At 53.3% G+C, this 24539-nt stretch carries 23 protein-coding genes; 11 read left to right on the forward strand and 12 right to left on the reverse strand.

Features of this window, described 5'->3' with window-relative positions; all coding sequences use genetic code 11:
• From C5610_RS04520 to C5610_RS04545, 6 genes are read right to left on the reverse strand one after another with little or no spacing between them, the layout of a single operon-like run.
• Positions 1 to 912, reverse strand: coding sequence for a hydroxymethylglutaryl-CoA lyase (locus C5610_RS04520; RefSeq protein WP_105306108.1), 912 nt, complete (start codon positions 910 to 912; stop codon positions 1 to 3).
• A 1-nt stretch (position 913) separates the two neighbouring features.
• A complete protein-coding gene (locus tag C5610_RS04525; protein ID WP_105306109.1) occupies positions 914 to 2887 on the reverse strand; it encodes an acetyl/propionyl/methylcrotonyl-CoA carboxylase subunit alpha in 1974 nt (657 codons plus the stop codon).
• 12 nt (positions 2888 to 2899) lie between these two features.
• On the reverse strand, positions 2900 to 3685 hold the full coding sequence (locus tag C5610_RS04530; protein ID WP_105306110.1) for an enoyl-CoA hydratase-related protein: 786 nt from the start codon (positions 3683 to 3685) through the stop codon (positions 2900 to 2902).
• Between the two features lie 12 nt (positions 3686 to 3697).
• Positions 3698 to 5305 (reverse strand): carboxyl transferase domain-containing protein, encoded by a 1608-nt coding sequence (locus C5610_RS04535; RefSeq protein WP_105306111.1) that lies wholly within the window; start codon positions 5303 to 5305, stop codon positions 3698 to 3700.
• A 9-nt stretch (positions 5306 to 5314) separates the two neighbouring features.
• The gene (locus C5610_RS04540; RefSeq protein ID WP_105306112.1) at positions 5315 to 6484 is read right to left on the reverse strand and encodes an isovaleryl-CoA dehydrogenase; all 1170 of its coding nucleotides are present in this window, start codon (positions 6482 to 6484) and stop codon (positions 5315 to 5317) included.
• Positions 6481 to 6900: a MerR family transcriptional regulator gene (locus C5610_RS04545; protein ID WP_105306113.1), complete on the reverse strand. Its 420-nt coding sequence runs from the start codon at positions 6898 to 6900 to the stop codon at positions 6481 to 6483. Before C5610_RS04545 ends, C5610_RS04540 begins: the two co-directional genes overlap by 4 nt.
• Before the next feature lie 77 nt (positions 6901 to 6977).
• Here C5610_RS04545 and C5610_RS04550 point away from each other — a divergent pair, with 77 nt between their 5' ends.
• Positions 6978 to 8159 (forward strand): acetyl-CoA C-acyltransferase, encoded by a 1182-nt coding sequence (locus C5610_RS04550; RefSeq protein ID WP_105306114.1) that lies wholly within the window; start codon positions 6978 to 6980, stop codon positions 8157 to 8159.
• A 4-nt stretch (positions 8160 to 8163) separates the two neighbouring features.
• On the opposite strand, the gene C5610_RS04555 is transcribed toward C5610_RS04550, so the two are convergent.
• Positions 8164 to 9036 (reverse strand): EamA family transporter, encoded by an 873-nt coding sequence (locus C5610_RS04555; protein ID WP_105306115.1) that lies wholly within the window; start codon positions 9034 to 9036, stop codon positions 8164 to 8166.
• Positions 9037 to 9115: 79 nt separating this feature from the next.
• On the opposite strand from C5610_RS04555, the gene C5610_RS04560 reads away from it, so the two are divergent.
• The 10 genes from C5610_RS04560 (at position 9116) to rlmM (ending at position 18163) form a co-directional block, all read left to right on the forward strand.
• Positions 9116 to 10612, forward strand: a complete 1497-nt coding sequence (locus C5610_RS04560; RefSeq protein WP_105306116.1) for a CoA-acylating methylmalonate-semialdehyde dehydrogenase — start codon at positions 9116 to 9118, stop codon at positions 10610 to 10612.
• A 13-nt stretch (positions 10613 to 10625) separates the two neighbouring features.
• Positions 10626 to 11783, forward strand: a complete 1158-nt coding sequence (locus tag C5610_RS04565) for an acyl-CoA dehydrogenase family protein (protein WP_105306117.1) — start codon at positions 10626 to 10628, stop codon at positions 11781 to 11783.
• Between the two features lie 9 nt (positions 11784 to 11792).
• A complete protein-coding gene (locus tag C5610_RS04570; RefSeq protein ID WP_105306118.1) occupies positions 11793 to 12929 on the forward strand; it encodes an enoyl-CoA hydratase/isomerase family protein in 1137 nt (378 codons plus the stop codon).
• Between the two features lie 25 nt (positions 12930 to 12954).
• Positions 12955 to 13851 carry a 3-hydroxyisobutyrate dehydrogenase gene (gene mmsB, locus C5610_RS04575; RefSeq protein ID WP_105306119.1) on the forward strand — a complete coding sequence of 299 codons (897 nt, stop codon included), beginning with the start codon at positions 12955 to 12957 and terminating at the stop codon, positions 13849 to 13851.
• A gap of 28 nt (positions 13852 to 13879) precedes the next feature.
• Positions 13880 to 14644 (forward strand): SDR family oxidoreductase, encoded by a 765-nt coding sequence (locus C5610_RS04580; RefSeq protein ID WP_105306120.1) that lies wholly within the window; start codon positions 13880 to 13882, stop codon positions 14642 to 14644.
• 79 nt (positions 14645 to 14723) lie between these two features.
• A complete protein-coding gene (locus C5610_RS04585; protein ID WP_105306121.1) occupies positions 14724 to 15191 on the forward strand; it encodes a hypothetical protein in 468 nt (155 codons plus the stop codon).
• 2 nt (positions 15192 to 15193) lie between these two features.
• The gene (locus C5610_RS04590; RefSeq protein ID WP_105306122.1) at positions 15194 to 16093 is read left to right on the forward strand and encodes a transcriptional regulator GcvA; all 900 of its coding nucleotides are present in this window, start codon (positions 15194 to 15196) and stop codon (positions 16091 to 16093) included.
• Positions 16090 to 16698: an alpha/beta fold hydrolase gene (locus C5610_RS04595; RefSeq protein WP_262340038.1), complete on the forward strand. Its 609-nt coding sequence runs from the start codon at positions 16090 to 16092 to the stop codon at positions 16696 to 16698. The genes C5610_RS04590 and C5610_RS04595 overlap by 4 nt, the downstream gene beginning before the upstream one ends.
• Entirely contained in the window at positions 16695 to 17075 is a 381-nt protein-coding gene (locus C5610_RS04600) for a DUF423 domain-containing protein (protein ID WP_105306123.1), read from the forward strand. The genes C5610_RS04595 and C5610_RS04600 overlap by 4 nt, the downstream gene beginning before the upstream one ends.
• Positions 17075 to 18163: a 23S rRNA (cytidine(2498)-2'-O)-methyltransferase RlmM gene (gene rlmM / locus C5610_RS04605; protein ID WP_105306124.1), complete on the forward strand. Its 1089-nt coding sequence runs from the start codon at positions 17075 to 17077 to the stop codon at positions 18161 to 18163. The genes C5610_RS04600 and rlmM overlap by 1 nt, the downstream gene beginning before the upstream one ends.
• A 185-nt stretch (positions 18164 to 18348) precedes the next feature.
• On the opposite strand, the gene C5610_RS04610 is transcribed toward rlmM, so the two are convergent.
• The 5 genes from C5610_RS04610 to C5610_RS04630 all read right to left on the reverse strand — a co-directional run bounded on the left by C5610_RS04610 (position 18349) and on the right by C5610_RS04630 (position 24359).
• On the reverse strand, positions 18349 to 19353 hold the full coding sequence (locus C5610_RS04610; protein ID WP_105306125.1) for an isocitrate dehydrogenase: 1005 nt from the start codon (positions 19351 to 19353) through the stop codon (positions 18349 to 18351).
• A 123-nt stretch (positions 19354 to 19476) separates the two neighbouring features.
• Positions 19477 to 21009, reverse strand: a complete 1533-nt coding sequence (locus C5610_RS04615; RefSeq protein WP_105306126.1) for a hypothetical protein — start codon at positions 21007 to 21009, stop codon at positions 19477 to 19479.
• The gene (locus C5610_RS04620) at positions 21006 to 21380 is read right to left on the reverse strand and encodes a DUF3192 domain-containing protein (protein ID WP_105306127.1); all 375 of its coding nucleotides are present in this window, start codon (positions 21378 to 21380) and stop codon (positions 21006 to 21008) included. Before C5610_RS04620 ends, C5610_RS04615 begins: the two co-directional genes overlap by 4 nt.
• A 20-nt stretch (positions 21381 to 21400) precedes the next feature.
• A complete protein-coding gene (ppnN, locus tag C5610_RS04625; RefSeq protein ID WP_105306128.1) occupies positions 21401 to 22756 on the reverse strand; it encodes a nucleotide 5'-monophosphate nucleosidase PpnN in 1356 nt (451 codons plus the stop codon).
• A 52-nt stretch (positions 22757 to 22808) separates the two neighbouring features.
• Entirely contained in the window at positions 22809 to 24359 is a 1551-nt protein-coding gene (locus C5610_RS04630) for a GGDEF domain-containing protein (RefSeq protein WP_105306129.1), read from the reverse strand.
• Between the last annotated feature and the right edge of the window lie 180 nt (positions 24360 to 24539).

Consider the following 24539-nt stretch of genomic DNA (forward strand, 5'->3'; position numbering starts at 1 on the left):
TTATTTCCCTTGTTTCGCCAGTTCTGCCAGCGCAACCTGAGAGCGTGGGCCATGATTTAAATGTTGGCAAATCGTGGCACCGGCGGCAATCAGTTTTTGTAAATCAATGCCGGTTTCAATGCCCATGCCGTGCAGCATATACACCGCATCTTCAGTGGCCAGATTACCGCTGGCACCTTGTGCATACGGGCAGCCGCCAAGGCCGGCAACGGCGGTATCAATGGTCGCGACGCCGAGGGGAAGACAGGCGGCGATGTTTGCCAGCGCCTGGCCATAGGTATTATGGAAGTGCAGTGCCAGATGCTGCATGGGCACCTGTTCGGCGACCGCCGCAAGCATATCACGCGCCTGCCATGGCGTGCCTACGCCAATGGTGTCGCCAAGTGAAATCTCGTAGCAACCCATGTCGAACAGAGTTTTGGCAACCCGCACCACATCGCTGAGTGGGACATCGCCCTGATAGGGGCAGCCTAACACACAGGAAACATAGCCGCGCACCTTAACGCCACGTTCGCGGGCGGCGTCAATAACCGGCTGAAAACGGGCCAGCGACTCATCGATACTGCAGTTGATGTTTTTTTGGCTGAACGCTTCCGAGGCGGCACCGAATACTGCCACTTCATCGGTCGCCACAGCGACCGCATTATCGAAGCCTTTTAAGTTCGGCGTTAACCCGGCGTAGGTAACGCCGGCAACACGGTCAATGCCGCGCATCACGTCGGCGCTGTCGGCCATTTGCGGCACCCATTTGGGGCTGACAAAACTGGCACTTTCAATATAGCGCAGACCGGCGGCAGCCAGTTGGTTAATCAAGTCAATTTTGGCCTGGGTTGGCACTGCGGTTTCATTCTGCAGGCCGTCGCGAGGGCCGACTTCAACAATTTTCACCTGAGTTGCCACTGCGTCTGCCATATTATTCTTCCTCACTCATTGCCAGCAACTCGTCACCGTCGCTGACCAGGTCGCCGGCCGCATAAAAGATATCAGTGATTTCACCGGCATGACCGGCACGGATGGTGTATTCCATTTTCATCGCTTCCATCACCACCAAAGGCTGATCTTTTTCAACCACATCACCTTTGTTGACCAGTACTTCCATAATAGTACCGTTCATCGGAGCAACCAAACCACCGTGCGCGGCTTCATCTACCAGGGTATCGGTCACTTTGTGGCGGTGCAGGGTAACCGGTCCCTGTTCGGTAAATACGGTCAGTTCCTGATCGTCGGCGCTGACGTAGCGTTGATAACGTTTACCGTCACAAACCACCGTCAGTTGGTCATCATTAACCCAGGCTTGCCAGTGCGTTGTGCGGTCATCATGGTGCGTGACAAAGCCCGTTGCTGTCTGTTGCAAGCGGACGTTATGCAGCTCACCCTGATACTGCAGTTCGATGTTGTGCAGTGCGGCTTCGTTCAGACGCAGGGCATTAGCCTGTTGCCAGGGCGTTGCTGTTGCATCTAAGCGGCGCTGACGGGAGACAATGTCATACAGCGCAGCTTCCGTGGTTACCCGCGCCAAATCGATATCCTGTGCCGGTAACAGGGTTTGCTCGTGCTGTTGAATAAACTCGGTCGTGAGGTTCATTTGCACGAATTGTGGATGACTGGCGAGCCGATGCAGGAAGTCGATGTTGGTGGTCAACCCGGTCAGACGATACTGGCGCAGGGCGCGTTGTAATTTTAGCAGTGCGCGTTCGCGATCAACGTCCCAGACAATCAGTTTTGCGATCATTGGGTCATAAAACGACGAAATCTCATCACCTTCGGTAATACCGGTGTCGATACGCACCCCGGCTTCAGCCTCCGGCGTCCGTAAATGGCGGATGGTGCCGGTACAGGGCAAAAAGTCGTTGTCGGGGTCTTCCGCGTAAATCCTTGCTTCGAAAGCGTGACCGTTAATCTGGATGTCATCCTGAGCCAGTGGCAGCGGTTGCCCGGAAGCGACCAGTAATTGCCATTCGACCAAATCCTGGCCAGTGATCATTTCGGTCACCGGGTGTTCCACCTGCAGGCGGGTGTTCATTTCCATGAAGAAGAATTCACCGCTCTGATCGTAGAGAAACTCGACCGTGCCGGCACCGACGTAATCAATCGCTTGCGCGGCTTTAACAGCGGCTTCGCCCATGGCTTTGCGGGTGCGTTCCGTGAGCGCTGGGGCCGGTGCTTCTTCAAGCACTTTTTGATGGCGGCGCTGCACCGAACAATCGCGTTCAGCTAAATAAACGGCGTTGCCGTGTTCATCGCAGAATACCTGAATTTCGACATGGCGCGGGTTACGAATAAAGCGCTCGAACAGCACTTTATCGTTACCAAACGATGACTTGGCTTCACGTTTGGCGGAGGCCAGTGCTTCATCGAATTCAGCGGCGCTTTCCACCACGCGCATCCCTTTACCACCGCCACCATAGGCGGCTTTTAGCAACAGCGGGAAGCCGACTTCTTCGGCTTTTTGCTTCAGAGTAGCGGCGTCCTGTTCACTGCCATGATAGCCAGGCACCAGTGGTACACCGGCTTCTTGCATGATGGCTTTAGCGGCACTTTTCGAGCCCATCGAGGCAATGGATGCGACCGGTGGGCCAACAAAAATGATGTTGTGCTGCTGACAAAGGTCTGCAAAATCTTCGTTTTCTGACAGAAAGCCGTAGCCGGGGTGGATCGCTTCGGCACCGGTTTGTCGTGCCGCTTCGATAATTTTATCGCCACGCAGATAACTGTCGCTGCTGGCTGCCGGGCCAATATGTACGGCTTCATCTGCCAGTTGCACATGGCGGGCGTTAGCATCCGCATCGGAATACACAGCAATGGTGCGGATGCCCATTTTCTGAGCCGTGGCGATAACACGACATGCAATCTCACCACGGTTGGCAATCAATAGAGATGTAATCATACCCTTTCCTAATTAGCTGTCGTTGCGCCAGGCGGCGGGGCGTTTTTGCAAAAAGGCACTGAGACCTTCCTGACCTTCTGCCGAAACGCGAATTTCAGCAATGGCCTCAATGGTGTGACGACGAACGCGGTCGTCAACCGGACGCGAACCGACATTGGCAATCAGCTGTTTACAGGCACCCAGTGCTTGCGGACTGTTATTCAGCAGGGCTTCCAGCCACTCATCAAGGGCTCCCTCAAAGTCATCGACAATGCGATGAACTAAGCCAAGTTGCAAAGCGTCATCGGCAAAAAAGCGCTCTGCGGTAAGCATATAACGGCGTGCCTGGCGCTCACCAATGGCTTTCACAACATAAGGACTGATGACCGCTGGGATCAAACCAATTTTCACTTCACTCAGGCAAAAACTGGTTTTCGGCTGGGCCAGCACCATGTCACAGCAGGCGGCGAGGCCGACGGCACCGCCAAAGGCTGCACCTTGCACCAGCGCGATGGTTGGTTTTGGCAACTCATCCAGACGCTGCATCAGCAGGCTCAGCTCACCGGCGTCGTCGATGTTTTGCTGATAATCTTTATCAGCCATCGAACGCATCCAGTTGAGATCAGCACCGGCGGAAAAGTTTTTCCCTTCTGACTGCAGAACCAGCACCCGTACGTTGTCGTCATCCGCGGCTTGTGTCAAAGCCGCAATGAGTTCGCCAATCATGACGTCGTCAAAGGCGTTATGCACGTCCGGCCGGTTAAGGGTTAAGCGCGCTACGCCGCGCTCATCGACCTGATAATCGGTGTATTGAGTCATGGTTACCTCCGATTACATGCGGAAGACGCCGAAGCGGCTGTCATTGATAGGAGCATTAAGTGATGCGGCAATGCTCAGCCCCAGCACATCACGGGTTTGTGCCGGATCGATGATGCCGTCATCCCAGAGTCTGGCTGACGCGTAGTAAGGGTGACCCTGTTGTTCATACTGGTCGATGATTGGCTGCTTCAGTTGTTGCTCCTGCTCAGCGCTCATCGATTCGCCTTTACGGGCCAGATTATCCTTGGTGACCTGCGCCATAACGCCGGCGGCCTGTTCGCCACCCATTACCGAAATACGCGCGTTTGGCCACATGAACATCATGGTTGGGTCATAGGCACGACCGCACATGCCATAGTTACCGGCGCCATAACTGCCGCCAATCAGTACGGTAAACTTAGGCACCTGTGCACAGGATACGGCCATCACCATTTTCGCGCCGTGCTTAGCAATGCCTTCTGCTTCATACTTTTTACCGACCATAAAACCGGTGATGTTTTGTAAAAACACCAGTGGAATTTTGCGTTGCGCGCAGAGCTCAATGAAGTGGGCGCCTTTTTGTGCCGACTCTGAGAACAAAATGCCGTTGTTGGCGACAATACCTACCGGATAGCCGTGGATGCGGGCAAAGCCGGTCACCAGGGTATTACCGTAGTTAGCTTTAAACTCGTCAAAGTCCGAGTCGTCAACGATGCGGGCGATGACTTCATGAACGTCATAAGGTTTGCGCAAATCCGTGCCGACGATACCGTACAACTCTTTGCTGTCGTAGCGTGGTGGTTTTACCTCGCGACGATCAAGCTCGGTTGGGCGCGGTCGGTTTAAACGGGCGACCGAACGACGGGCCAATGCCAAGGCATGCTCATCGTTGTGGGCAAAATGATCAGCAACACCGGATATCCGCGTATGCACGTCGGCACCGCCAAGTTCCTCGGCGCTGACTTCTTCACCGGTGGCCGCCTTTACCAGCGGTGGGCCGGCCAGAAAGATGGTGCCTTGTTCTTTTACGATCACGCTTTCGTCGGCCATCGCCGGAACATAAGCCCCACCTGCGGTACATAAGCCCATCACCACGGCGATTTGCGGAATGCCTTTCGCGGACATATTGGCCTGATTAAAAAAGATCCGGCCAAAGTGCTCTTTGTCAGGGAAAACCTCGTCCTGACGCGGCAGGTTCGCACCACCGGAATCGACCAGGTAAATGCAGGGCAGGTGACAACGTTCGGCGATTTCCTGCGCGCGTAAGTGCTTCTTAACCGTCAGCGGGTAATAGGTACCGCCTTTTACCGTCGCATCATTGGCAATGATCATGCACTCGACGCCTTCAACGGTGCCTATACCGGCTACCACGCCGGCCGCTGGTACGTAATCGTCGTAGCAATCCCAGGCCGCAAACTGGCCGACTTCCAAAAAGGGTGAGCCGGCATCAAGCAGTTTGTTGATGCGATCACGGGGCAGTAGCTTGCCCCGTGATAAATGGCGTTCCTGATACTTGGGACCACCACCTTGTTTGATTTGCGCGACCTTTTGCTGCAGATCGTCGACCACGCTTTGCATGGCTTTTTCGTTGGCTTTGAACTGCTCGTCGCGGGTATTAACTTTACTGGTTAAAATCGCCACGGTGACTCCTTATTTGGATTCGCTGAATAGCTCACGGCCAATCAGCATGCGACGGATTTCTGAGGTACCGGCACCGATTTCATACAGTTTGGCATCGCGCAGTAAACGCCCGGTTGGGTATTCATTAATGTAACCGTTACCACCAAGTAGCTGAATCGCGTCCAGCGCCAGTTGTGTTGCCAGTTCGGCTGAGTAAAGAATGGCGCCGGCAGCGTCCTTACGCGTGGTTTCACCACGGTCGCACGATTGGGCGACCGCATACACATAAGCGCGTGCCGCATTGGTACGGGTGTACATATCTGCGACTTTGCCCTGCACCAACTGGAATTCGCCAATTGCTTTACCAAATTGGGTACGGTCATGGATATAAGGTACGACCGTATCAAGGCACGCCTGCATGATACCCAGCGGGCCGGCCGCCAGAACCGCACGTTCGTAATCGAGGCCGCTCATTAACACTTCAACGCCGCCATTGAATTCACCCAGAATGTTTTCGGCCGGGACTTCAGCGTCCTCAAACACCAGTTCACAGGTGTTTGAACCGCGCATACCGAGTTTGTCGAGCTTTTGTGCCTGTGAGAACCCCGGGGTGTTTTTCTCGACAATAAAGGCCGTGATGCCACGAGAGTTTTTCTCTGGATCGGTTTTCGCGTAGATGACAAATACGTCGGCATCGGGACCGTTGGTGATCCACATTTTGTTGCCGTTAAGGATGAATTTGTCACCCTTTTTCTCGGCGCGCAGTTTCATGCTGACCACGTCCGAACCGGCATTCGGTTCGCTCATCGCCAATGCACCAACGTGCTCGCCGGTGCACAGCTTTGGTAAATATTTTTGTTTTTGTTGTTCATTACCGTTACGGGCAATCTGGTTTACACACAGGTTTGAGTGCGCACCATAGCTTAAGCCCACGGACGCCGACGCACGGCTGATTTCTTCCATTGCGATGACGTGCTCGAGATAGCCCATACCAGAACCGCCGTACTGTTCTTCAACCGTTAAGCCCAGTAGCCCCATGTCACCAAACTTGCGCCATAAGTCGCTTGGAAACTCATTCTTTTCATCAATTTCTGCGGCACGCGGCGCAATTTCATCACGAGCAAATGCATTGACCTGCTCACGCAACATATCGGCGGTTTCGCCAAGGCCAAAATTAAACGTGGTGTACTGACTGATCATAGTGACTCCTGAGATTGAACTGCTTTAGCTGACGGTTTAATGGCATTTAACTCATCGCGGCATCGTTGTTCGAGACCGGTGAGCTCCGTCAGTAATACGTTGATATCTTCCATCTGTTGTCGCAGAGACATTTTTTTCTCTGCGATGAGTTCCAACACTTTTTCTAACTGCGCCGCTGAACTGTTGTCCGCGTCGTAAAGTTCGAACAGGCGGCGGGTTTCGGCGAGCGAGAAACCCAGTCGTTTGCCGCGCAGCACCAATTTCAACCGTACACGGTCCTTATTGGTGTAGATGCGGTGTTGACCCTGACGCTTAGGTGACAGCAGGCCTTCGTCTTCATAAAAACGAATGCTGCGGGTGGTAATGTCAAATTGTTTTGCCAATTCGCCGATCGTATAAGTGATTTTGTTGCTCATCAGACTTGCTTTTTGGTTGTCCTAGGATCTAAGCTTAGAGGAAGTTTACGTTAACGTAAAGTGCAATTGGAGGAAAGATGTCGAGCGATGCCATTGTAATCGTAGCCGCTAACCGTACGCCTATGGGCGGTTTTCAGGGCAGTTTAAGTGAAGTCAGTGCCCCCAATTTGGGGGCGGCTGCGATCAAAGCGGCACTCGCTAACAGCGGGCTGTCAGCCGATGATGTGTCGGAAGTGATTATGGGTAACGTGTTGCCGGCTGGCTTAGGCCAGGCGCCGGCACGTCAGGCCATGTTATACGCAGGCTTACCGCGGGCAGCCGGTGCCACCACCATTAATAAAGTCTGTGGTTCGGGCTTAAAAGCCGCGATGCTGGCACACGATCTGATCAAAGCCGGGTCGGCCGATGTCGTGGTAGCCGGTGGTATGGAAAGCATGTCAAATGCGCCGTATATGTTGGCGAAAGGCCGCAGCGGTTACCGTATGGGCCACGGCCAGGTGCTTGACCACATGATGCTGGACGGGCTGGAAGACGCCTATGAGCATCAGGCCATGGGTTGCTATGCACAGTCAACGGCCGATGACTATGGTCTTGATCGGGAGGCGATGGATGAGTTTGCCATCCAGTCACTGACCAAAGCACAAAAAGCCATTAAAGAAGGGTTGTTTGACGCGGAAGTCACCCCGGTCACTTACAGTACCCGCAAAGGCGATATCACCGTTGATACCGATGAACAACCGGGTAAAGCACGGTTGGACAAGATTCCGCAATTGCGTCCGGCGTTTAAAAAGGACGGCACCATCACGGCCGCGAACTCCAGCTCTATTTCAGACGGTGCTGCGGCGTTGATCCTGATGCGTGAGAGTGAAGCTAAAGCGAAAGGTCTGACCCCATTGGCTCGTGTTATGGGGCATGCTACCCATTCACAGGCGCCGGCCGAATTTACCGTTGCGCCAATCGGTGCGATGAACAGTCTGCTGAATAAGCTGGGCTGGAGCAAAGACGACGTCGATTTGTGGGAAATTAATGAAGCCTTTGCGATGGTGACCATGCTGGCGATCCAGGAGATGAAACTGGATGCAGCCAAAGTCAACGTTCACGGTGGTGCCTGTGCGTTGGGTCACCCCATCGGTGCCAGCGGCGCTCGCCTGTTGGTGACGCTGCTGCATGCCCTTAAGCAAACCGAGCAGAAGCGCGGCATTACCTCGCTCTGCATCGGTGGCGGAGAAGCGGTCGCACTGGCTGTGGAGATGATCTAAACGGCTACTGCCGCGCCGGTCGTAAGCGTTGTGCGCGACCGGCAAGCCATACGGCAAAAACAATAATAAGTGCGCCGATGGCAAGCCGGCTGTAGTCGGTCTGCTGTTGCCAAAACAGCACGTTGACCAGAATACCGGCGGGAATAAGGGCGTTATTCATGGTGGCTAACTGACCGGTGTTAACCTGCTTGGTGGCAAGGTTCCAACCAAGGTAACCAAGCCCGGAGGCCACGACGCCAAGCCAAATTAGGATGCCCCACTGAAGCGTGGTGGTTGGCAATTTGGCGAAGTCGGCGAAGGCTACAACGCCGATCGCGGCAACCACGGTAGCACCGAAGAAGAACGCTGCAAACTGTTGGCTTTGCGCCAGCTTGGCTCCGGTAGGCAGACGCTTATAAGCGACCTGACCGAGGGCAAAACAGGCATTGGCGGCCTGAATCAGGAAAAAGCCGGTGACAAAATCAGCCGACAGCGGCTGATAACGAATGACGGCTGCGCCGGCTACGGAAATGGCTGCCGCCAGCCACCAGATCAGTGGCAAATGACGACGATTTAAAATCAGTTCGTCGATGAGTGTGATGTAAAGTGGGGTGAAGATAGTGAACAACAACACCTCGGCGACACTCAAATAGATAAACGCATGGTATAGAAACAGATACATTAAACCGATTTGCACCGCGCCGATGCCAGCCAGCTTGAGTAACTGGCGACGGTCGCTGCGCAAGCTCTGCCAGCGAAACAGTGGTAATACGGTCAGCAGCGCGAGCGCCATGCGGATAAAGACAACCAAATAGCCGTCAACTTGGCCGGCAAGATAGACGCCAATCAAGGAAAAGCTGGCGGCCCAGAGTATAGTGATAAGAATTAACAGAGTCATATCAGGCTCTCGAGATTAAATTTACATCGTCCGACGACGCGTCAATGGGCGATAAGATAACACAACAAGAAGGTGAATTATGTCTAAGAAAGTGCCTCTGTATATAGATGGCGAATTTGTCGCCTCGAAGTCAGAACAGTGGATTCCGGTCACCAACCCGGCAACTCAGGAAGTGATTGCCGAAGCGCCTTGTGCGACGCAAAGTGAAATGGAAGCGGCCGTTGCCAGTGCCCGCGAAGCCTTCAAAACCTGGAAAGAAGTGCCAGTGTCTGAGCGCGCTCGTGTGATGATGCGTTACCAAGCGCTGTTAAAAGAACATCACGATGAAATCGCGGAAATCCTTGCACAGGAAACCGGCAAAACGTTCGAAGACGCAAAAGGCGATGTTTGGCGTGGTATCGAAGTGGTTGAGCACGCCGCCAATATTCCTTCATTGTTGATGGGCGAGACCGTTGAAAACGTTGCCCGCTCAATCGATTCTTACAGTTATACCCAACCGTTGGGAATTTGTGCCGGCATCACGCCCTTTAACTTCCCGGCGATGATCCCATTATGGATGTTCCCGGTGGCGATTGCCGCGGGTAACACCTTTATCCTGAAGCCGTCGGAGCAAGACCCGTTAACACCGACCCGCCTGGTCGAACTGTTTGAACAGGCCGGTGCGCCCAAAGGCGTACTGCAGGTCCTGCACGGTGGCAAAGAACAGGTCGACTTCATTCTGGATCACCCGGAAATTCGTGCCTTGTCATTTGTCGGTTCGGTGCCAGTGGCTGAGTACATTTACCGTCGCGGTACCGAAAACGGCAAACGGGTACAAGCCTTTGCCGGAGCGAAGAACCACTGTGTGATCATGCCTGATGCCAATAAACAGCAGGTGATTAATAACCTGGTGGGCTCCTCGGTCGGTGCCGCCGGTCAGCGTTGTATGGCGATCTCGGTAGCGGTATTCGTTGGCGCCGCGAAAGAGTGGATTCCGGAAGTGGCAGAAGCGATTGCCAAAGTCCGTCCGGGCGCGTGGAACGATGAAAATGCCGCATACGGTCCGGTGATCAGCCCGCAGGCCAAAGAGCGCATTGAAAAAGTCATTACCGAAGGCGAACAGGAAGGTGCCAAGTTGTTGGTTGACGGTCGTAATTACACCGTCGAAGGGCTGCCAAACGGTAACTGGGTAGGGCCAACCGTATTCTCTGGCGTCACTCCGGACATGAATCTGTATAAAACCGAGATTTTTGGTCCGGTACTGAGCATCAGCGAAGTGGAAACGCTGGATGATGCGCTGGAAATGGTGAATAACAACCCATACGGTAACGGCACCTCGATCTTTACCGCCAGCGGCGCGGCAGCGCGTAAATATCAGCACGAAGTCGAAGTGGGTCAGGTTGGTATCAATATTCCAATCCCGGTACCACTGCCGTTCTTCTCATTCACCGGTTGGAAGCGTTCGTTCTTCGGTGATCTGCATGCCTACGGTAAACAGGCCGTGCGTTTTTACACCGAAACCAAGACCGTTACTGCACGTTGGTTCGAGAGCGATATCGAAGCAACCGGTCCGAACATGTCGATCCACCTGAAGTAATAGGGGCTGCCCGATGAATTTTGAATTGACCGAAGATCAACAAGCCTTTGTCGATACGGCAAAGGCCTTTGCTGACAAGGAACTGGCGCCAAACGCAGCGCAGTGGGACGAAGAATCGTACTTCCCGCTGGAAGTGTTCAAAAAAGCCGGCGAAATGGGCTTTATGGGCATGTATACGCCAGAAGAAGCGGGCGGCTTTGGTATGAGCCGGCTTGATTCGGCACTGATTTTTGAACAACTGGCCGGTGGTTGCACGGCGACAACGGCGATGATGACCATCCATAACATGGTCAGTTGGATGATCGGCTCGTTCGGTCAGCAGGAGGTGATCGATGAGTGGGTTCCACAATTGGTCACCGGTGAAAAACTGGGCTCATACTGCCTGACCGAGCCGGGTTCCGGCTCCGATGCCGCCAGCTTGCGCACCAGCGCCAAAAAAGAGGGCGATGAATACGTCATCAACGGTTCCAAGATGTTTATCTCCGGAGCCGGCGCAACGGACGTGCTGGTGGTTATGGCTCGTACCGGCGAAGAGGGGCCGAAAGGCATCTCGGCGTTCGTCGTACCGGCCGATGCGGCGGGCATCAGCTACGGCAAAAAAGAAGCCAAAATGGGCTGGAACGCACAGCCGACTCGTTTAGTCACCTTCGAAGATGTGCGCATTCCGGCGAAGAATTTGCTGGGTAGCGAAGGCGAAGGTTTTAAGTTTGCGATGATGGGGCTGGATGGCGGTCGTATTAACATCGCCGTATGTTCAGTCGGTACCGCGCAGGCTGCATTAAATACGGCCAAAGCCTATATGCAGGAACGTACCCAGTTTGGTAAACCGTTAGCCGCTTTTCAGGCGTTGCAGTTTAAGCTCGCGGATATGGCGACGGAACTGGTGGCAGCGCGTCAAATGGTGCGTTTGGCAGCCTCCAAAGTGGATAACAATGACGCCGATAAAACTACTTATTGTGCGATGGCGAAGCAGTTCGCTACCGATGTTGGTTTTAAAGTGTGTAATGAGGCGCTGCAGTTGCATGGCGGTTACGGTTACATCAAGGAATACCCATTAGAGCGCCACGTGCGTGACGTGCGGGTACACCAGATTCTGGAAGGTACCAACGAAGTCATGCGTCTGATTATCGGGCGTCGGTTATTGTCGGATATTGACCGCGAAATTTTGTAAGGAGACTCCATGCAAGACGTGGTACTTATTGAAGAAATCAGCGCCGGTGACAAAGTCATCGGCGTTGCTACTTTAAATTCAGAAAAATCATTGAACGCATTGAGCCTGCCGATGGCAGAAAAGTTACTGCCGCAATTGCAACAGTGGGCCGCTGATGATCGCGTGGTGTGCGTATGGTTGCAAGGCGCCGGTGAAAAAGCGTTCTGTGCCGGCGGTGACATTGTGGCCATGTACAAAGCGATGCAAGCCGAGCCGGGCAAACTGGTCAGTGAAGTGGAAAACTTCTTCACTCAGGAATACCGCTTGGACTACGCTATCCAGACCTTCCCGAAGCCACTGATTTGTTGGGCAGACGGTATTGTTATGGGCGGCGGCATGGGGCTTATGAACGGCGCCAGCCATCGCATCGTGACCGATCGTTCATTGCTGGCGATGCCGGAAGTGACCATTGGGTTATACCCTGACGTCGGTGCAACCTACTTTTTAAACCGTATGCCGCAGGGTTGTGGGCTGTTTCTCGGCATGACCGGCGCCACCATGAACGCTAAGGATGCGTTATTCCTTAACCTTGCCGATCATTACCTTGGCCATAGCCATAAAGCGACGTTACTGGAAAAACTGCAACAGTTGTCGTGGGGTGAGACCGGAGCGTTGAATAAGCAAAAAGTCACCGATTTGCTGGCCGATATGGCGGCAGACGATATGACCGAGATGCCGGCACCACAGGTTGAACCGATGCACGATCACATTAAACGCTTAACCGCCGGCGACGATGTTACCGATGTGGTTGAGGCGATCCTGAATGATGAGACGGAAGACAAATGGCTAAGCCGGGCGCGCAAAAACCTCGCCAACGGTTGTCCAATGACCGCACATATTGTCTGGAACCAGTTGCAGCAGGGGCGTGATCTGTCGTTACCGGATTGCTTCCGGTTGGAGCTGACACTGTCCTGCAATTGCGCCGTTCGCGGTGACTTTGCGGAAGGCATACGTGCCTTATTGATCGATAAAGATAAAACACCGAAATGGCAGCATGCGTCAGTCGCCGATGTCGCGGCGGAAGACGTGGATGCTTTCTTTATGCCGCCATGGGGCGAACGTACGCACCCATTGGCCGACCTCGAGCACGTGTTAGAGGCAAACTAAGAATACGTTAGAAGGAGTGCCAACTATGGCTACGGTAGGTTTTATTGGTTTAGGTAATATGGGTGGCCCGATGGCCGCCAACTTAGCGAAAGCAGGCCATGCGGTAAAAGCGTTTGACCTGTCAGACGCTGCACTTAAAGCGGTTCAGGAAGCAGGAGCAACGCCCTGTAACAGCGCTAAAGAGGTGATTCAGGACGTCGAATTTGTGGTATCGATGCTGCCGGCAGATCATCATGTTGAAGGCGTTTACCTGGGTGATGATGGGTTAATCAACCACCTGCAGTCATCGCAGCTGGTCATCGATTGCAGCACCATTTCATCGGAAGCCGCTATCTACGTTGGCGGTGAACTGGAAAAAGCCGGGATCGCCTTTATTGATGCGCCGGTATCCGGTGGTGTTGGCGGTGCCAAAGCCGGTACCTTGACCTTCATTTGCGGCGGTACCGAGAGCAATGTTGATCGCGCCCGTAGCGTACTTAACGATATGGGCAAAAACGTCTTCCGCGCCGGTGATGTCGGTGCCGGCCAAATCGCCAAAATCTGCAACAATATGCTGTTGTCGGTATTAATGGTGGGGACGTCAGAGGCGTTGCAGTTGGGTAAAGCCAACGGTCTGGACCCGAAAGTGTTGTCAGAAATCATGCTGCAGAGCTCTGGCCGTAACTGGACCCTGGAAGTTTATAATCCGTGCCCCGGGGTAATGGACAATGTGCCTTCCAGCAACGATTACCAGGGCGGCTTTATGGTCGACCTGATGGCTAAAGATCTGGGGCTGGCGCAGCAGACCGCCTTAAAAGCGGGCGCGGCAACGCCGATGGGATCGTTAACCCGCAACTTGTATCACAGTTGGTCACAGCAAGGACACGGGCGACAGGACTTTTCCAGCATCTTTAATTACGTGCAGCCCGCTGCGAAAAAATAAATAACGCATATTGAATTAGGGGAATTACATGCAGATAAAAGACAGTGTGATTGTCATTACCGGTGGTGCGCAAGGCCTCGGCTTGGCAATGGCAGAAGATTTCGCTCAGCAGGGCGCGAAACTGGCCTTAATTGACATCAACGGCGACGTGCTTGGTGACGCACAAGAACGGTGTGAAACCTTAGGTGCGGCGAAAGTGGTTGGCTACGAAGTCGATATTACCGACGAAGAATCCGTAGAAACCGTCTTTGAACAAATTCAGCAGGAATTTGACGGCATTGATGTGCTGGTCAACAACGCCGGTTTGTTGCGTGATGGTCTGTTGATCAAATTCAAAGACGGTGAACTGAAACAAAAAATGCCGTTGCAGCAATTCCAGTCGGTACTGGACGTAAACCTGACCGGCACCTTCTTGTGTGGTCGTGAAGCGGCAGCGCAGATGGTAAAAGCCGGTAAAAAAGGCGTTATCATTAATATCTCCAGTGTCGCTCGTGCCGGTAATATCGGCCAGACCAACTACGCCGCGACCAAAGCGGGCGTTGTTGCCATGACCGTCACCTGGGCGCGTGAACTGGGTCGTTATGGTATTCGTTGTGGTGCCATCGCTCCGGGCTTTATCGAAACCCCGATGACCGCACAAATGAAACCCGAAGCGGTAGAGCGGGCGCTGTCTATGGTGCCGCTGAAGCGTTGGGGACAGCCGAATGAAATCGCCCACAGTGCGCGTTATATCATTGAAAACGACTTCTTCAGTGGCCGTGTGGTCGAGATCGACGGCGGTGTGCGTCTGTAACTGCGGTTAGCGATGCCAACAGCGGCCGTCTCTGTTATAGTGTGGTCCTTAACCACCAACTAACAGAGGCGCTTTTTTTATGCAAATGCGGTATCGCGGCATCATTAAAATGGTTCCTGTCTGTGCCATTTGGCTGGCCATTGCTGTGCTTGCGCTGGCATTGATTGAGACCCCCGCCGAACCCGTTTCTGTGGTGATTAACAGCCTAATTTGTGTGGCGGTTGTTGCACTTGCCTTCCGGCTGAGCGCGGAAATCTTTTTTAAAGTCATTCGGCTGAACAAACAACGTATTGAGTATACCCAAGCCTGGGGTAAACCGCGCAGCTATCGCTGGCAAGACGTCGAAGCGGTCAACTTTGTCGGCTGGTGGCAGGCGTTTGAATTGGTTTTCCGAGACGGTAAGCGGGTAAAAGTGTCATTAATGATGGATAATCTGCGCTCCTTTCTGCAATTGTTATCCGAGCAGTTACCGCGCGACAAATACCAGCACGCGATCGAACAGTTTGCCGGTACCTTTGGCGGTAAGAACAATGACGATAAGGATTAACCATGCGCAAACTGCCCCCTCTGAATGCGCTTAAATCCTTCGAAGTTGCTGCGCGTCATCTCAGTTTTACCAAAGCCGCGGAAGAGTTGTTTGTCACTCAAGCGGCGGTCAGCCATCAGGTGAAAGCGTTGGAAGATTTTTTGCAGCTAAAGCTGTTCATCCGCCGCAACCGGTCGTTGTTACTGACCGAAGAGGGGCAGGCCTATTACCTGCAACTGCGCGATATCTTTGAGCAACTGGCACAAGCCACCGATAAATTGCGGCTGGTGTCAGAGCGGGGGGCGTTAACCGTGTCGGTGCCGCCCAGCTTTGCTATTTTATGGTTCGTACCGCGGCTCAGCAGTTTTCGTGAAGAACATCCCGACATGGATATTCGCATCAAGGCGGTGGACGAGATCAGTGGCTCGTTGACCGATGACGTTGACGTCGCCATTTATTATGGTGATGGCCGTTGGCCACATGTGAAAAGTTATCGTTTGCACAAGGAATACCTGTGGCCGGTGTGCTCGCCGCTCTTGGTGGATAAAGCCGGTATTCGCGAACCGGAAGATTTGTTAAAGCAAACGCTGCTGCATGACGAAACGCGTAACGCCTGGAAAGACTGGTTTGAGATGGTCGGTATTAATGGTTATCGCAACGATAACGGGCCGGTGTTCAGCCACTCCAGTCTGGCATTACAGGCTGCGGTGCACGGGCAGGGGGTTGCCCTCGCCAATAATGTGCTGGCGAAGCCGGAAATTGACAGCGGTCACCTGGTGCGGGTTTTTCCGCAGGCATTGCAGCGTAATAAAGCCTTTTACCTGGTTTGTCGTGACAATCAGGCGGAAGTGGGTAAAATCGCGACCTTTCGCCAGTGGATACTGGCGCTGGTCGAACGGGAAGAACAAGAATTCAGCGAATGATTCATTACCAACAGCAAAACCCTCAGGGTGATTTCCGGGTGGTGTTTTTACACGGCTCCGGCGGCGGCCCGGAAACACCTTTTATGGATTTTTTTGCCGACTACTGTGTACACCTGGGCGCCGAAGTGGTGCGTCCTGATTTTCCGTATTGGCAACAGGTTCGGGTAAGCGGAAAACCGCGGCCGCCCAATCGTATGCCGGTGCTGGTGGAGGCGGTAACGGAATTACTGAATCACCTGCAGCAGGACCACAAACCTTTGGTGTTGATGGGCAAATCACTCGGCAGTCGGGTGATGCTGCGTTTGGCCGCACCCTTTAATGCCACGCGGCTGGTGGCGTTAGGCTTTCCGTTTCATCCACCGTCAAAGCCGCAAAATTCCCGGCTTGAAGAACTCAGTCTGAGTCCGGTGCCCGGATTAATTCTGCAAGGCACTCGTGATCCCTTCAGTAAGCCGTTGCCAGCGTCGGTTGAATTACCGGACAATTGGCAAATGACCTGGTTGCAGGGTGCTGATCATGGCTTCCAGGCAACCAAAGCCAAGGCCGCCGACACGCCCAAACTGTGGCAACAGGCGGCGGATGCAATAGGAGGATTTTTAGCATGAGTCAGTTATTTTTGATCATTGCGGCGCTGTTTGGCGGCGTAGCTGTGATGTTAGGCGCGTTCGCCGCGCACGGACTGCGCGGTAAACTCGCCGATAACCTATTTCGCGCCTTTGAAACCGGCGTTACCTATCAGTTTTACCACGCGCTGGCGCTACTGGCGCTGGCGTTGTGGATTAAGCAAAGCAGTTCGCCCTGGTTGTTGGCGAGTGGTTATTTGTGGATTGCCGGAGTGCTTTTATTTTCCGGCAGTTTGTACGCGCTGGCGTTGACCGGCGTTAAGTGGTTTGGTCCTATCACCCCAATTGGCGGTGTGTTGTTTATTCTCGGATGGGTGTCGTTGCTTATCGGCGCCGTTAAATTAGGAGCGGTGAGTTAATGAGTGGCATCATACTGTTGTGTCGGGCAGGCTTTGAAGGGGACTGTGCGGCGGAAATTCAGGATAAGGCAACCGAACTGGGTATTTACGGATATTGCCAGACGCAGCCGGATCAAGCCTATGTCACCTATCATTGTCAGGCCGAAGAGGCCGATCATATTGCCCGTAAGCTGGCGCTTAAAGAACTGGTGTTTGCGCGTGAAATGTTTGTGCTACTCAGTGCCATAAAAATGGCGGGTGTCGAAGACCGCGCCAGTGCCGTACTTGAGGCGTTGTTACCGCATCAGGAAAGCTTCGGGCTGGCCGGCGAACTGCGGGTAGAAACCCCCGACACCAACGAAGCCAATCAATTGTCGAAGTTCTGCCGCAAGTTTGCGGTACCGCTGCGTCAGAGCCTGCGCAAAGCCGAATTACTGAGTAACAAACCGCTGGCCAAACGCCCGTTGCTGCACGTCATGTTCGTCAATTCAGCGCACGCACTGACCGGCTACTCCTACAGCTATAACCAGACCCCTTATGCCGGTGGTATTCTGCGCTTAAGAATGCCTAAGGACGGTCCCAGCCGCTCGACGCTAAAGTTGGATGAAGCCTTTCAGGTGTTCGTGCCGGAAGAAGAACGCGACAAACGCATTCAAGCCGGCATGCGAGCCGTGGATTTGGGCGCCGCGCCAGGTGGCTGGACCTATCAGTTGGTCCGTCGCGGGATGATGGTGCAGGCGGTGGACAATGGTCCGATGGCCGATTCGTTGATGGAAACCGGTCAGGTTCAGCACATCAAGGAAGACGGCTTTAAGTTTCGTCCAAAACGGCGCAACATCAACTGGTTGGTCTGCGATATGGTGGAAAAACCGGCTCGGGTGGGAGAGTTAATGACCCGCTGGTTGTTAGATGAATACTGCCAGGAAGCCATTTTCAATTTAAAACTGCCAATGCGACAACGCTATGCCGCGGTCAAAGAATACTTACAGCAAATTACCGAACAGCTGCAAACCGAAGGTACCAAACCCTTCGAAATCCAGGCCAAGCACCTTTATCACGACCGCGAAGAAATTACCGTACATTTGCGCTGGGTGCCAAGAACGCGCTAGCGCTACGCGCGGCTCGGACGCCCTTTTACGAGGCCGTCGTGGGGTTACTCAGTGAGGGACGCCGTAAACCCATCCCTGGGGGCTTGTCTGCAACCATCCATGGCGCAGACACCCTCACTGAGCAATCCCCACGACGGCCTCACAAGAACGTCAGGGCCGCGCAGGATACGCCTTTCACATAATCCCTATAAGCGTTCGATAACGGCTTGGGTGAAGTCGGTGGTACCGTGGCTACCGCCCAGATCGCGAGTGGTGCGGTCACCGCTTTCGATGACGTCAGCCAGTGCTTTAACGATCTTGTCGGCTTTGTCTGACATGCCTAAATATTCCAGCATTTGTACAGACGCCAGGATCACAGAGCTTGGGTTTGCCAGGTTTTTGCCGGCGATGTCGGGTGCCGAGCCGTGTACGGCTTCAAAGATGGCACAGTTTTCACCGATGTTAGCCCCCGGCGCCATGCCCAAACCGCCGACCAGACCGGCACACAGGTCGGAGACAATGTCACCGAACAGGTTGGTGGTAACGATAACGTCGAAGTCTTCCGGGTTCATCACCAGGCGCATGCACGCGGCATCAACGATCATCTCGGCCGATTCGATGTTTGGATACTCTTCGCCGATTTCACGGGCAACTTTGAGGAATAAGCCCGAGGTTGATTTCAGGATATTGGCTTTGTGTACCGCAGTGACTTTCTTACGGCCTTCACGTTCAGCCAGTTCGTAGGCAAAACGGACGATGCGTTCAGCGCCGGCACGGGTGATTTTGCTCATGGCTTCGGCTTCTGAACCGTCGTCTGATACTTTTTGCCCCAGACCTGAGTACATGCCCTCGGTGTTTTCACGGACGGTAATGATGTCAATATTGTCGTAGCGAGCTTGGGTGCCTTTGAAGGACTTAACCGGACGCAGGTTCGCATACAAACCGAAGTGCTTGCGCAGGCTGACGTTAATTGAAGTGAAGCCTTCACCGACTGGAGTGGTGAGTGGACCTTTAAGCGTTATACCGTTGCGCTCAATGGCATCCAAGGTTGCTTGCGGCAGCAGTTCACCGGTTTTTTCCAGAGCGGTTAGGCCGGCTTCAACGTATTCGTATTCAAAATCGCAGCCCGCTTTGTTCATGATTTGAATGGCAGATTCAACAATATCCGGGCCAATACCGTCGCCGGGAATAACCGTTATCTTGGTGCTCATAATAGGTTCCTTATTCCATGTTACAGCTTTAAAACAGGGGGAGGTAAACGTGCCGCAAAGTCTAGCACCGAAGCGAATCACAGGCCAGTAACGCACTATTAGACTAGTGAATTGCAGGTATTTTTACTGTGAATGCGAAAACTCGGTCAGCGGAGAGTAGGGGTGACAACGGCTGATGGCTTTACTCAATACGCGACGCGCATCATCGCTACTGAGTTTGAGTGAGGTCAATGCATTTTCAAACTGTTCCTGCGCGGGTTCAGACAGACGCAGACGGTAGTGAAAGGTCTGTGCCACCAGCACGTTACTCACGGTCATCATTGCCGGTAGCGGATGTGCGGTGTGTTGTTCGGGCTGTAATAACGGTGCCAGCGGCTTGTCCAATTGCCAACGGGCGATTAACTGACGCGATAAGCGTTGCTTATTGTTCGGCATTGACGCCGACTGAGGACCCAGCCAGGCTTCTTTATCCGCTGAGTCCAGTTGGTGCAGTCGTGGCCAGCGTGCCGAGCGCAATAGGCGTGGATCGCGGAACAAGTCGGCCGCGGTCAACAAGGTTAACAGCGACGGCGGCGTAGGCAGAGCATGGCCGGTTAGGTCACTTAAATGCGTAAGCAGTTCGGTCAGCAGATTTAACCGTTGCATGAGTGATTGCTGCAAGGGCACCCGCTGTTGCAGAAATTGCTGTTGCAACGAGGCCGTTGCCAGGATGATGGCAGCGCGGGTGCCGCCCAGCCACAAATAAATGTGCTTAAGCTGCATGCGATGCGGATCATTGGCCGGCAACTGCTGTTGCTCGACCGCCTGGCGCAGACTTTGTGCCAGTATCGGTCGCTGGGCGATGTGATTAATGACCGGTTCCAGTGCGCCGGTGCCGGACGTATAGCGCTTGATGGCGGTAAGTAGTGGCTTGGGTGCTTTAAAGGTTACCGACGGCAGGTGCTGGCTCAGCGCGCGTAAATATTCAAGCTGCGCCAGCAACTTTTGCGGCGTTGCTTTAGTGTCAATCGGTTGCCAGTGAGAAAGCTGACTGAGCGGTAATTTGCGCAACGTTTGGCGTTTACTGTCCAATACCAACCAGTGACTGGCATCGGCACTGACCATAACCACCTGCGCTTGCGTTGGTTGGTGTTGCAGTACGCTGCCGGTGGTGATCGTCGGGCTGTGCGGGAGCTGCTCCGCAAACAACCAGTAACGAGCCCGTGCGGAGCCGCACAACAGCTCAGTCAGCGGTTGGCGTTGTTGTTGGCACTGGCATTGTGCCAGTGCCAGACACCACTGCGTAAAATAAAACGCATCCGTTAGCGGTGGCTGGCAAAAAGCCGCTGACCATAACGGTTGTTTTAACCCGCACTGCTGCCAGTATTCAAGGTCATCGGCCAACGCCCGTGACAGACAGGCGGCTGCCAACACTCGGCGAGAGTGGGTATGAAACTGTAAGCGGATAGCCAGTTTTAGCGCTTCAACGGCGCTGATAATGGCGATGGCGAGGTTGTTTTCAAGCTTTTCGGTGCGCAGTGCATGAACCAGCAATTCGGGATAACGGTGGCGGCCGTATTCACTGTCAAGGTGTTGAACCCACTCATAAAGTCTCGCCGGATCCCGATGTTGCAGGGCGTCTGTTGCCGAGCGAATGAGCTCTTCACAACGGCTCATTGCAGTTCCTGATAATCCTGATAGGCGTCACCACCCCAGGCGATCAACTGGTTATCCCGAAACAGCAGCGGCGTGCATTCATCTTTCGTGGTGATACCGTCGGAGGTGACATGGTGAGTGCGATAAAACAACACTTGATGGGCACCGGCTGATGTCTCTTTTGCTTCGTTAATATCGGGCGAACCCAGCATACGAATGACGTCGTCTTTGCTCATGCCAAACTCAAGCTGACCGATTTGTTTGGCATTGTAGGTTTCGCGTTCCTGCCATTTCATATCCGCCGGATCGGCCTCGTACAAAACGTGTACGAGAGCGACCACGGCCAAATACGATAGCGTACCGCCGACCAATAAAAGGACGATCTTGCGCATGCTGGTATTACAACCTCGTGTTATTCCGTAATCACTTTATAACACGGATGATACACCGAACCGGGCAATTTCATACGGCCTTGTTCGACGAATGCACGAAGTAACTCGTCCAGACGTTTCATCAATGAACGTTCGCCATTGATGGTGAACACACCGTGCTTACGGATTTGGCGAATGCCTTCATCTTTCACATTTCCGGCAACAATGGCTGAGAAGGCGCGACGCAAGTCGGCAGCCAGGCGTTCTTTCGGCTGATCCGGATGCAGATTAAGCGACGCAACGTTCTCGTGCGTCGGCGAGAATGGACGCTGGAACTCTTCGTTAATTTTCAGCGTCCAGTTGAAGTAGTACGCATCACCGGAATCACGGCGGTACTGTTTCACGGCGGCCATTCCGGCATGCATATGCTGGGCAACCGCAGCTGGATCATCAATGATGATGCGGTACAGTTCTCTGGCTTCGTCACCGATGGTGGCACCAATGAAATCATCGAGCGCATCGAAATAGGCACGCGACGATTCCGGTCCGGTCAGGATAACCGGCAGGCTTTGGCGCTTATTGTCCGGGTGCATCAAAATGCCCAGCAGATACAGCAGTTCTTCTGCAGTACCGGCACCACCCGGGAAAATAACGATGCCATGCGCAGATCGTACAAAGGCTTCCAGACGTTTTTCGATGTCCGGCAAAATCACCAGCTCGTTGACAATCGGGTTAGGCGGCTCGGCGGCAATAATACCGGGTTCGGTTAAGCCCAGGTAACGGCCGTTGGTGATACGCTGTTTGGCGTGACCAATGGTTGCGCCTTTCATTGGCCCTTTCATCGCGCCCGGACCACAGCCGGTACAAATATTTAAGCCACGCAGACCGAGGTGATAACCCACTTGCTTGGTGTACTTGTACTCGATTTCGTTGATCGAATGTCCGCCCCAGCAGACCACCATGTTGGGTTCCTGCATGGGTTTTAGCGTCCGCGCGTTACGGAGAATATCGAACACCACGTGCGTCAGTGTGGCGCTGTCAGCGGCTTGCAACTCGGCTTCCGAATAGCGTTCACCGGTGAACAGAATATCACGCAGCACCGACTCTAATAGCTCGCGGATACCGGCAATCACTTCGCCATCAACGAACGCTTCTTCCGGCGGCTCAATCAGTTCCAGCTTAATACCGCGTTCTTTACGGATAATATTGACCTGAAAATCTTTGTAGGCGTCGTAAATATCGGCGCTGCTATCGGTGTGGCTACCGGCGTTTAATACCGCCAGACAGCAGTTACGGAATAGCTTGTACAGTTGGCTGTTGGATGATTCTTTTAGTCGTTCGATTTCTAATTGTGATAGCAGGGACATACTGCCCTGCGGAGAAATACTTGCTCTCATTCTTGTGACTTACTCCTGTTGTACCAGGGCGTCGTCGCAGCGTTGTTTTGGATTACGCTGTAACGATTTGATCTCGACCACGCCGCTTGGCTTCATATAGTGCCTTATCGGCAGCTTCAAAGACAGTCACCACCGTGTCACTGTCCTGGCTAAATTGTGCGACACCAACGGAAACCGTGATGCGAATATCCTCGCTCTTAAATTTAAACGGAATATTACTGATTTTCTCGCGCGCCAGTTCGAGCCGTTCGATGGCCTGCTCAAGCTGGGTTTGTGGAAAGATAATCACGAATTCTTCGCCGCCATAACGACAGACGAAATCCGACGCTTTTACCGATTTACGCAGCATACTGGCCAACACCTGCAGGGTTTTATCACCGGCAACATGGCCAAAACTGTCGTTAATACGTTTAAAGAAATCGATATCTGCCACCGCGATACACAGTGGTTCTTTATAGCGCGTCCAGCGCTCGAATTCCAGCTGAAATCGTTCTTCAAAGGCGGCGCGATTGGGCAGTTTTGTTAACGGATCCTGCAGACTTTTAAACTTCTGTTCCGCCAACTGGCGCTTATATTGCTCCACCTGACGTTCCAAATTTTTAATCCGTGATGAGGCCTTTTCGTACTGACGTTCAAAGTTACGGCGCTCGTCGCGCTCAAGGCTAAATTTTTGTTGCAGCGCCGCATTGATCGACTGCATATGGTCGCTGACCTGAGCTTTCAGCTCAGCCAACTGGGTTGCGGTTTCGACCGAGTCATTGAGCTGCTTCATGTCCGCTTGCAACTGCTGATTCAAGACGCCGCTTTTGTCATGAAATTCGGTGCGGCTCGCCAGCGTATTTTGCAGCGCTCCCTGCACCAGCGTCAGCGTTTGGTTCAGTTCCAGCAGGAAGCTTTGTGCCGATTGACGCTCATCATTGATGGTTTTCACAATCTGACGAATTAACTGCAACATCAACTCGATAAACTGTTGTTGATCCAACGCCTGATTCAGTTGCAGCTTGGTGCGCTGGATCAATTGTCCTGTTGCACCGTCAAAGTCGACCTGGTTGAGCAGCTCAAGCAACTGCCTTGATGGCACCTCCGCCGAATTTTGTTGCGGTTTAGTGTGCGAATCAGCAAGCGAATGTGCCGATGCAGTGAACAACTGCAGCAGTTCCAGCATAACCGGAATGTAATGAGTGACCGCAATGCTGGGCGACTCGAGCATGTTTTCAATGGTGGCGAGTCTATCCCGTCCTGCTTTTTGCAAGGATTGTTGGCGTAAAAATGCGACGGTTTCCTGAGTTTGCTCGCTGGTTTGTTTGAGCAGCCGCTGCACGTTTAAGGTGTGTTTTTCGATGACCGTTTGGGTGTCATTGATGGCTTGCTCGAGTTCCGCCATACCGGCATTACGCTGTAACAAGCCGCGTAACTTAACCAGTTTATTATCAAGACCGTGGTCCATGCCGGCACAGGCGTAGGTGAGCTTTATAATGAGCTCGGCAAGCACGTTGTAGTCGTGCTGAAAACTATCTTCGAGCTGCTTGCGGGACTGAATGCTTTGCTGTAACCGCTTGCTCAGCTGCTCAATTTTCGCTTCGGCTGTGTTCGGGTTATTCAAAATGCGACCTTACTTTTTACTGGGCGGTACTGTCTAAAGCAGTAAATACATCGTAGTAAAGTTAAACGTAATAACGGTAAAAACCGGTCACCATTGTACGGACTCTGCTGAACTAACGCCATAACAGAATGATGAAATGTCGTTAACCTATTGATTTGTTGCGTTAGTCTTATCAACTCA

It is taken from the genome of Idiomarina sp. OT37-5b (assembly GCF_002968395.1).
Lineage (GTDB): Bacteria > Pseudomonadota > Gammaproteobacteria > Enterobacterales > Alteromonadaceae > Idiomarina > Idiomarina aquatica.

Excerpts from the sequence above, each read along its gene's own strand:
- C5610_RS04580 (WP_105306120.1), top strand. The coding sequence starts at position 13,880 with ATGCAGATAAAAGACAGTGTGATTGTCATTACCGGTGGTGCGCAAGGC.
- C5610_RS04620 (WP_105306127.1), bottom strand. The coding sequence starts at position 21,380 with ATGCGCAAGATCGTCCTTTTATTGGTCGGCGGTACGCTATCGTATTTG.
- C5610_RS04555 (WP_105306115.1), bottom strand. The coding sequence starts at position 9,036 with ATGACTCTGTTAATTCTTATCACTATACTCTGGGCCGCCAGCTTTTCC.
- mmsB (WP_105306119.1), top strand. The coding sequence starts at position 12,955 with ATGGCTACGGTAGGTTTTATTGGTTTAGGTAATATGGGTGGCCCGATG.
- C5610_RS04600 (WP_105306123.1), top strand. The coding sequence starts at position 16,695 with ATGAGTCAGTTATTTTTGATCATTGCGGCGCTGTTTGGCGGCGTAGCT.
- C5610_RS04520 (WP_105306108.1), bottom strand. The coding sequence starts at position 912 with ATGGCAGACGCAGTGGCAACTCAGGTGAAAATTGTTGAAGTCGGCCCT.
- rlmM (WP_105306124.1), top strand. The coding sequence starts at position 17,075 with ATGAGTGGCATCATACTGTTGTGTCGGGCAGGCTTTGAAGGGGACTGT.
- C5610_RS04565 (WP_105306117.1), top strand. The coding sequence starts at position 10,626 with ATGAATTTTGAATTGACCGAAGATCAACAAGCCTTTGTCGATACGGCA.
- C5610_RS04610 (WP_105306125.1), bottom strand. The coding sequence starts at position 19,353 with ATGAGCACCAAGATAACGGTTATTCCCGGCGACGGTATTGGCCCGGAT.
- C5610_RS04585 (WP_105306121.1), top strand. The coding sequence starts at position 14,724 with ATGCAAATGCGGTATCGCGGCATCATTAAAATGGTTCCTGTCTGTGCC.
- C5610_RS04530 (WP_105306110.1), bottom strand. The coding sequence starts at position 3,685 with ATGACTCAATACACCGATTATCAGGTCGATGAGCGCGGCGTAGCGCGC.
- C5610_RS04590 (WP_105306122.1), top strand. The coding sequence starts at position 15,194 with ATGCGCAAACTGCCCCCTCTGAATGCGCTTAAATCCTTCGAAGTTGCT.
- C5610_RS04540 (WP_105306112.1), bottom strand. The coding sequence starts at position 6,484 with ATGATCAGTCAGTACACCACGTTTAATTTTGGCCTTGGCGAAACCGCC.
- C5610_RS04595 (WP_262340038.1), top strand. The coding sequence starts at position 16,090 with ATGATTCATTACCAACAGCAAAACCCTCAGGGTGATTTCCGGGTGGTG.
- C5610_RS04560 (WP_105306116.1), top strand. The coding sequence starts at position 9,116 with ATGTCTAAGAAAGTGCCTCTGTATATAGATGGCGAATTTGTCGCCTCG.
- C5610_RS04615 (WP_105306126.1), bottom strand. The coding sequence starts at position 21,009 with ATGAGCCGTTGTGAAGAGCTCATTCGCTCGGCAACAGACGCCCTGCAA.
- C5610_RS04550 (WP_105306114.1), top strand. The coding sequence starts at position 6,978 with ATGTCGAGCGATGCCATTGTAATCGTAGCCGCTAACCGTACGCCTATG.
- ppnN (WP_105306128.1), bottom strand. The coding sequence starts at position 22,756 with ATGAGAGCAAGTATTTCTCCGCAGGGCAGTATGTCCCTGCTATCACAA.
- C5610_RS04570 (WP_105306118.1), top strand. The coding sequence starts at position 11,793 with ATGCAAGACGTGGTACTTATTGAAGAAATCAGCGCCGGTGACAAAGTC.
- C5610_RS04525 (WP_105306109.1), bottom strand. The coding sequence starts at position 2,887 with ATGATTACATCTCTATTGATTGCCAACCGTGGTGAGATTGCATGTCGT.
- C5610_RS04545 (WP_105306113.1), bottom strand. The coding sequence starts at position 6,900 with ATGAGCAACAAAATCACTTATACGATCGGCGAATTGGCAAAACAATTT.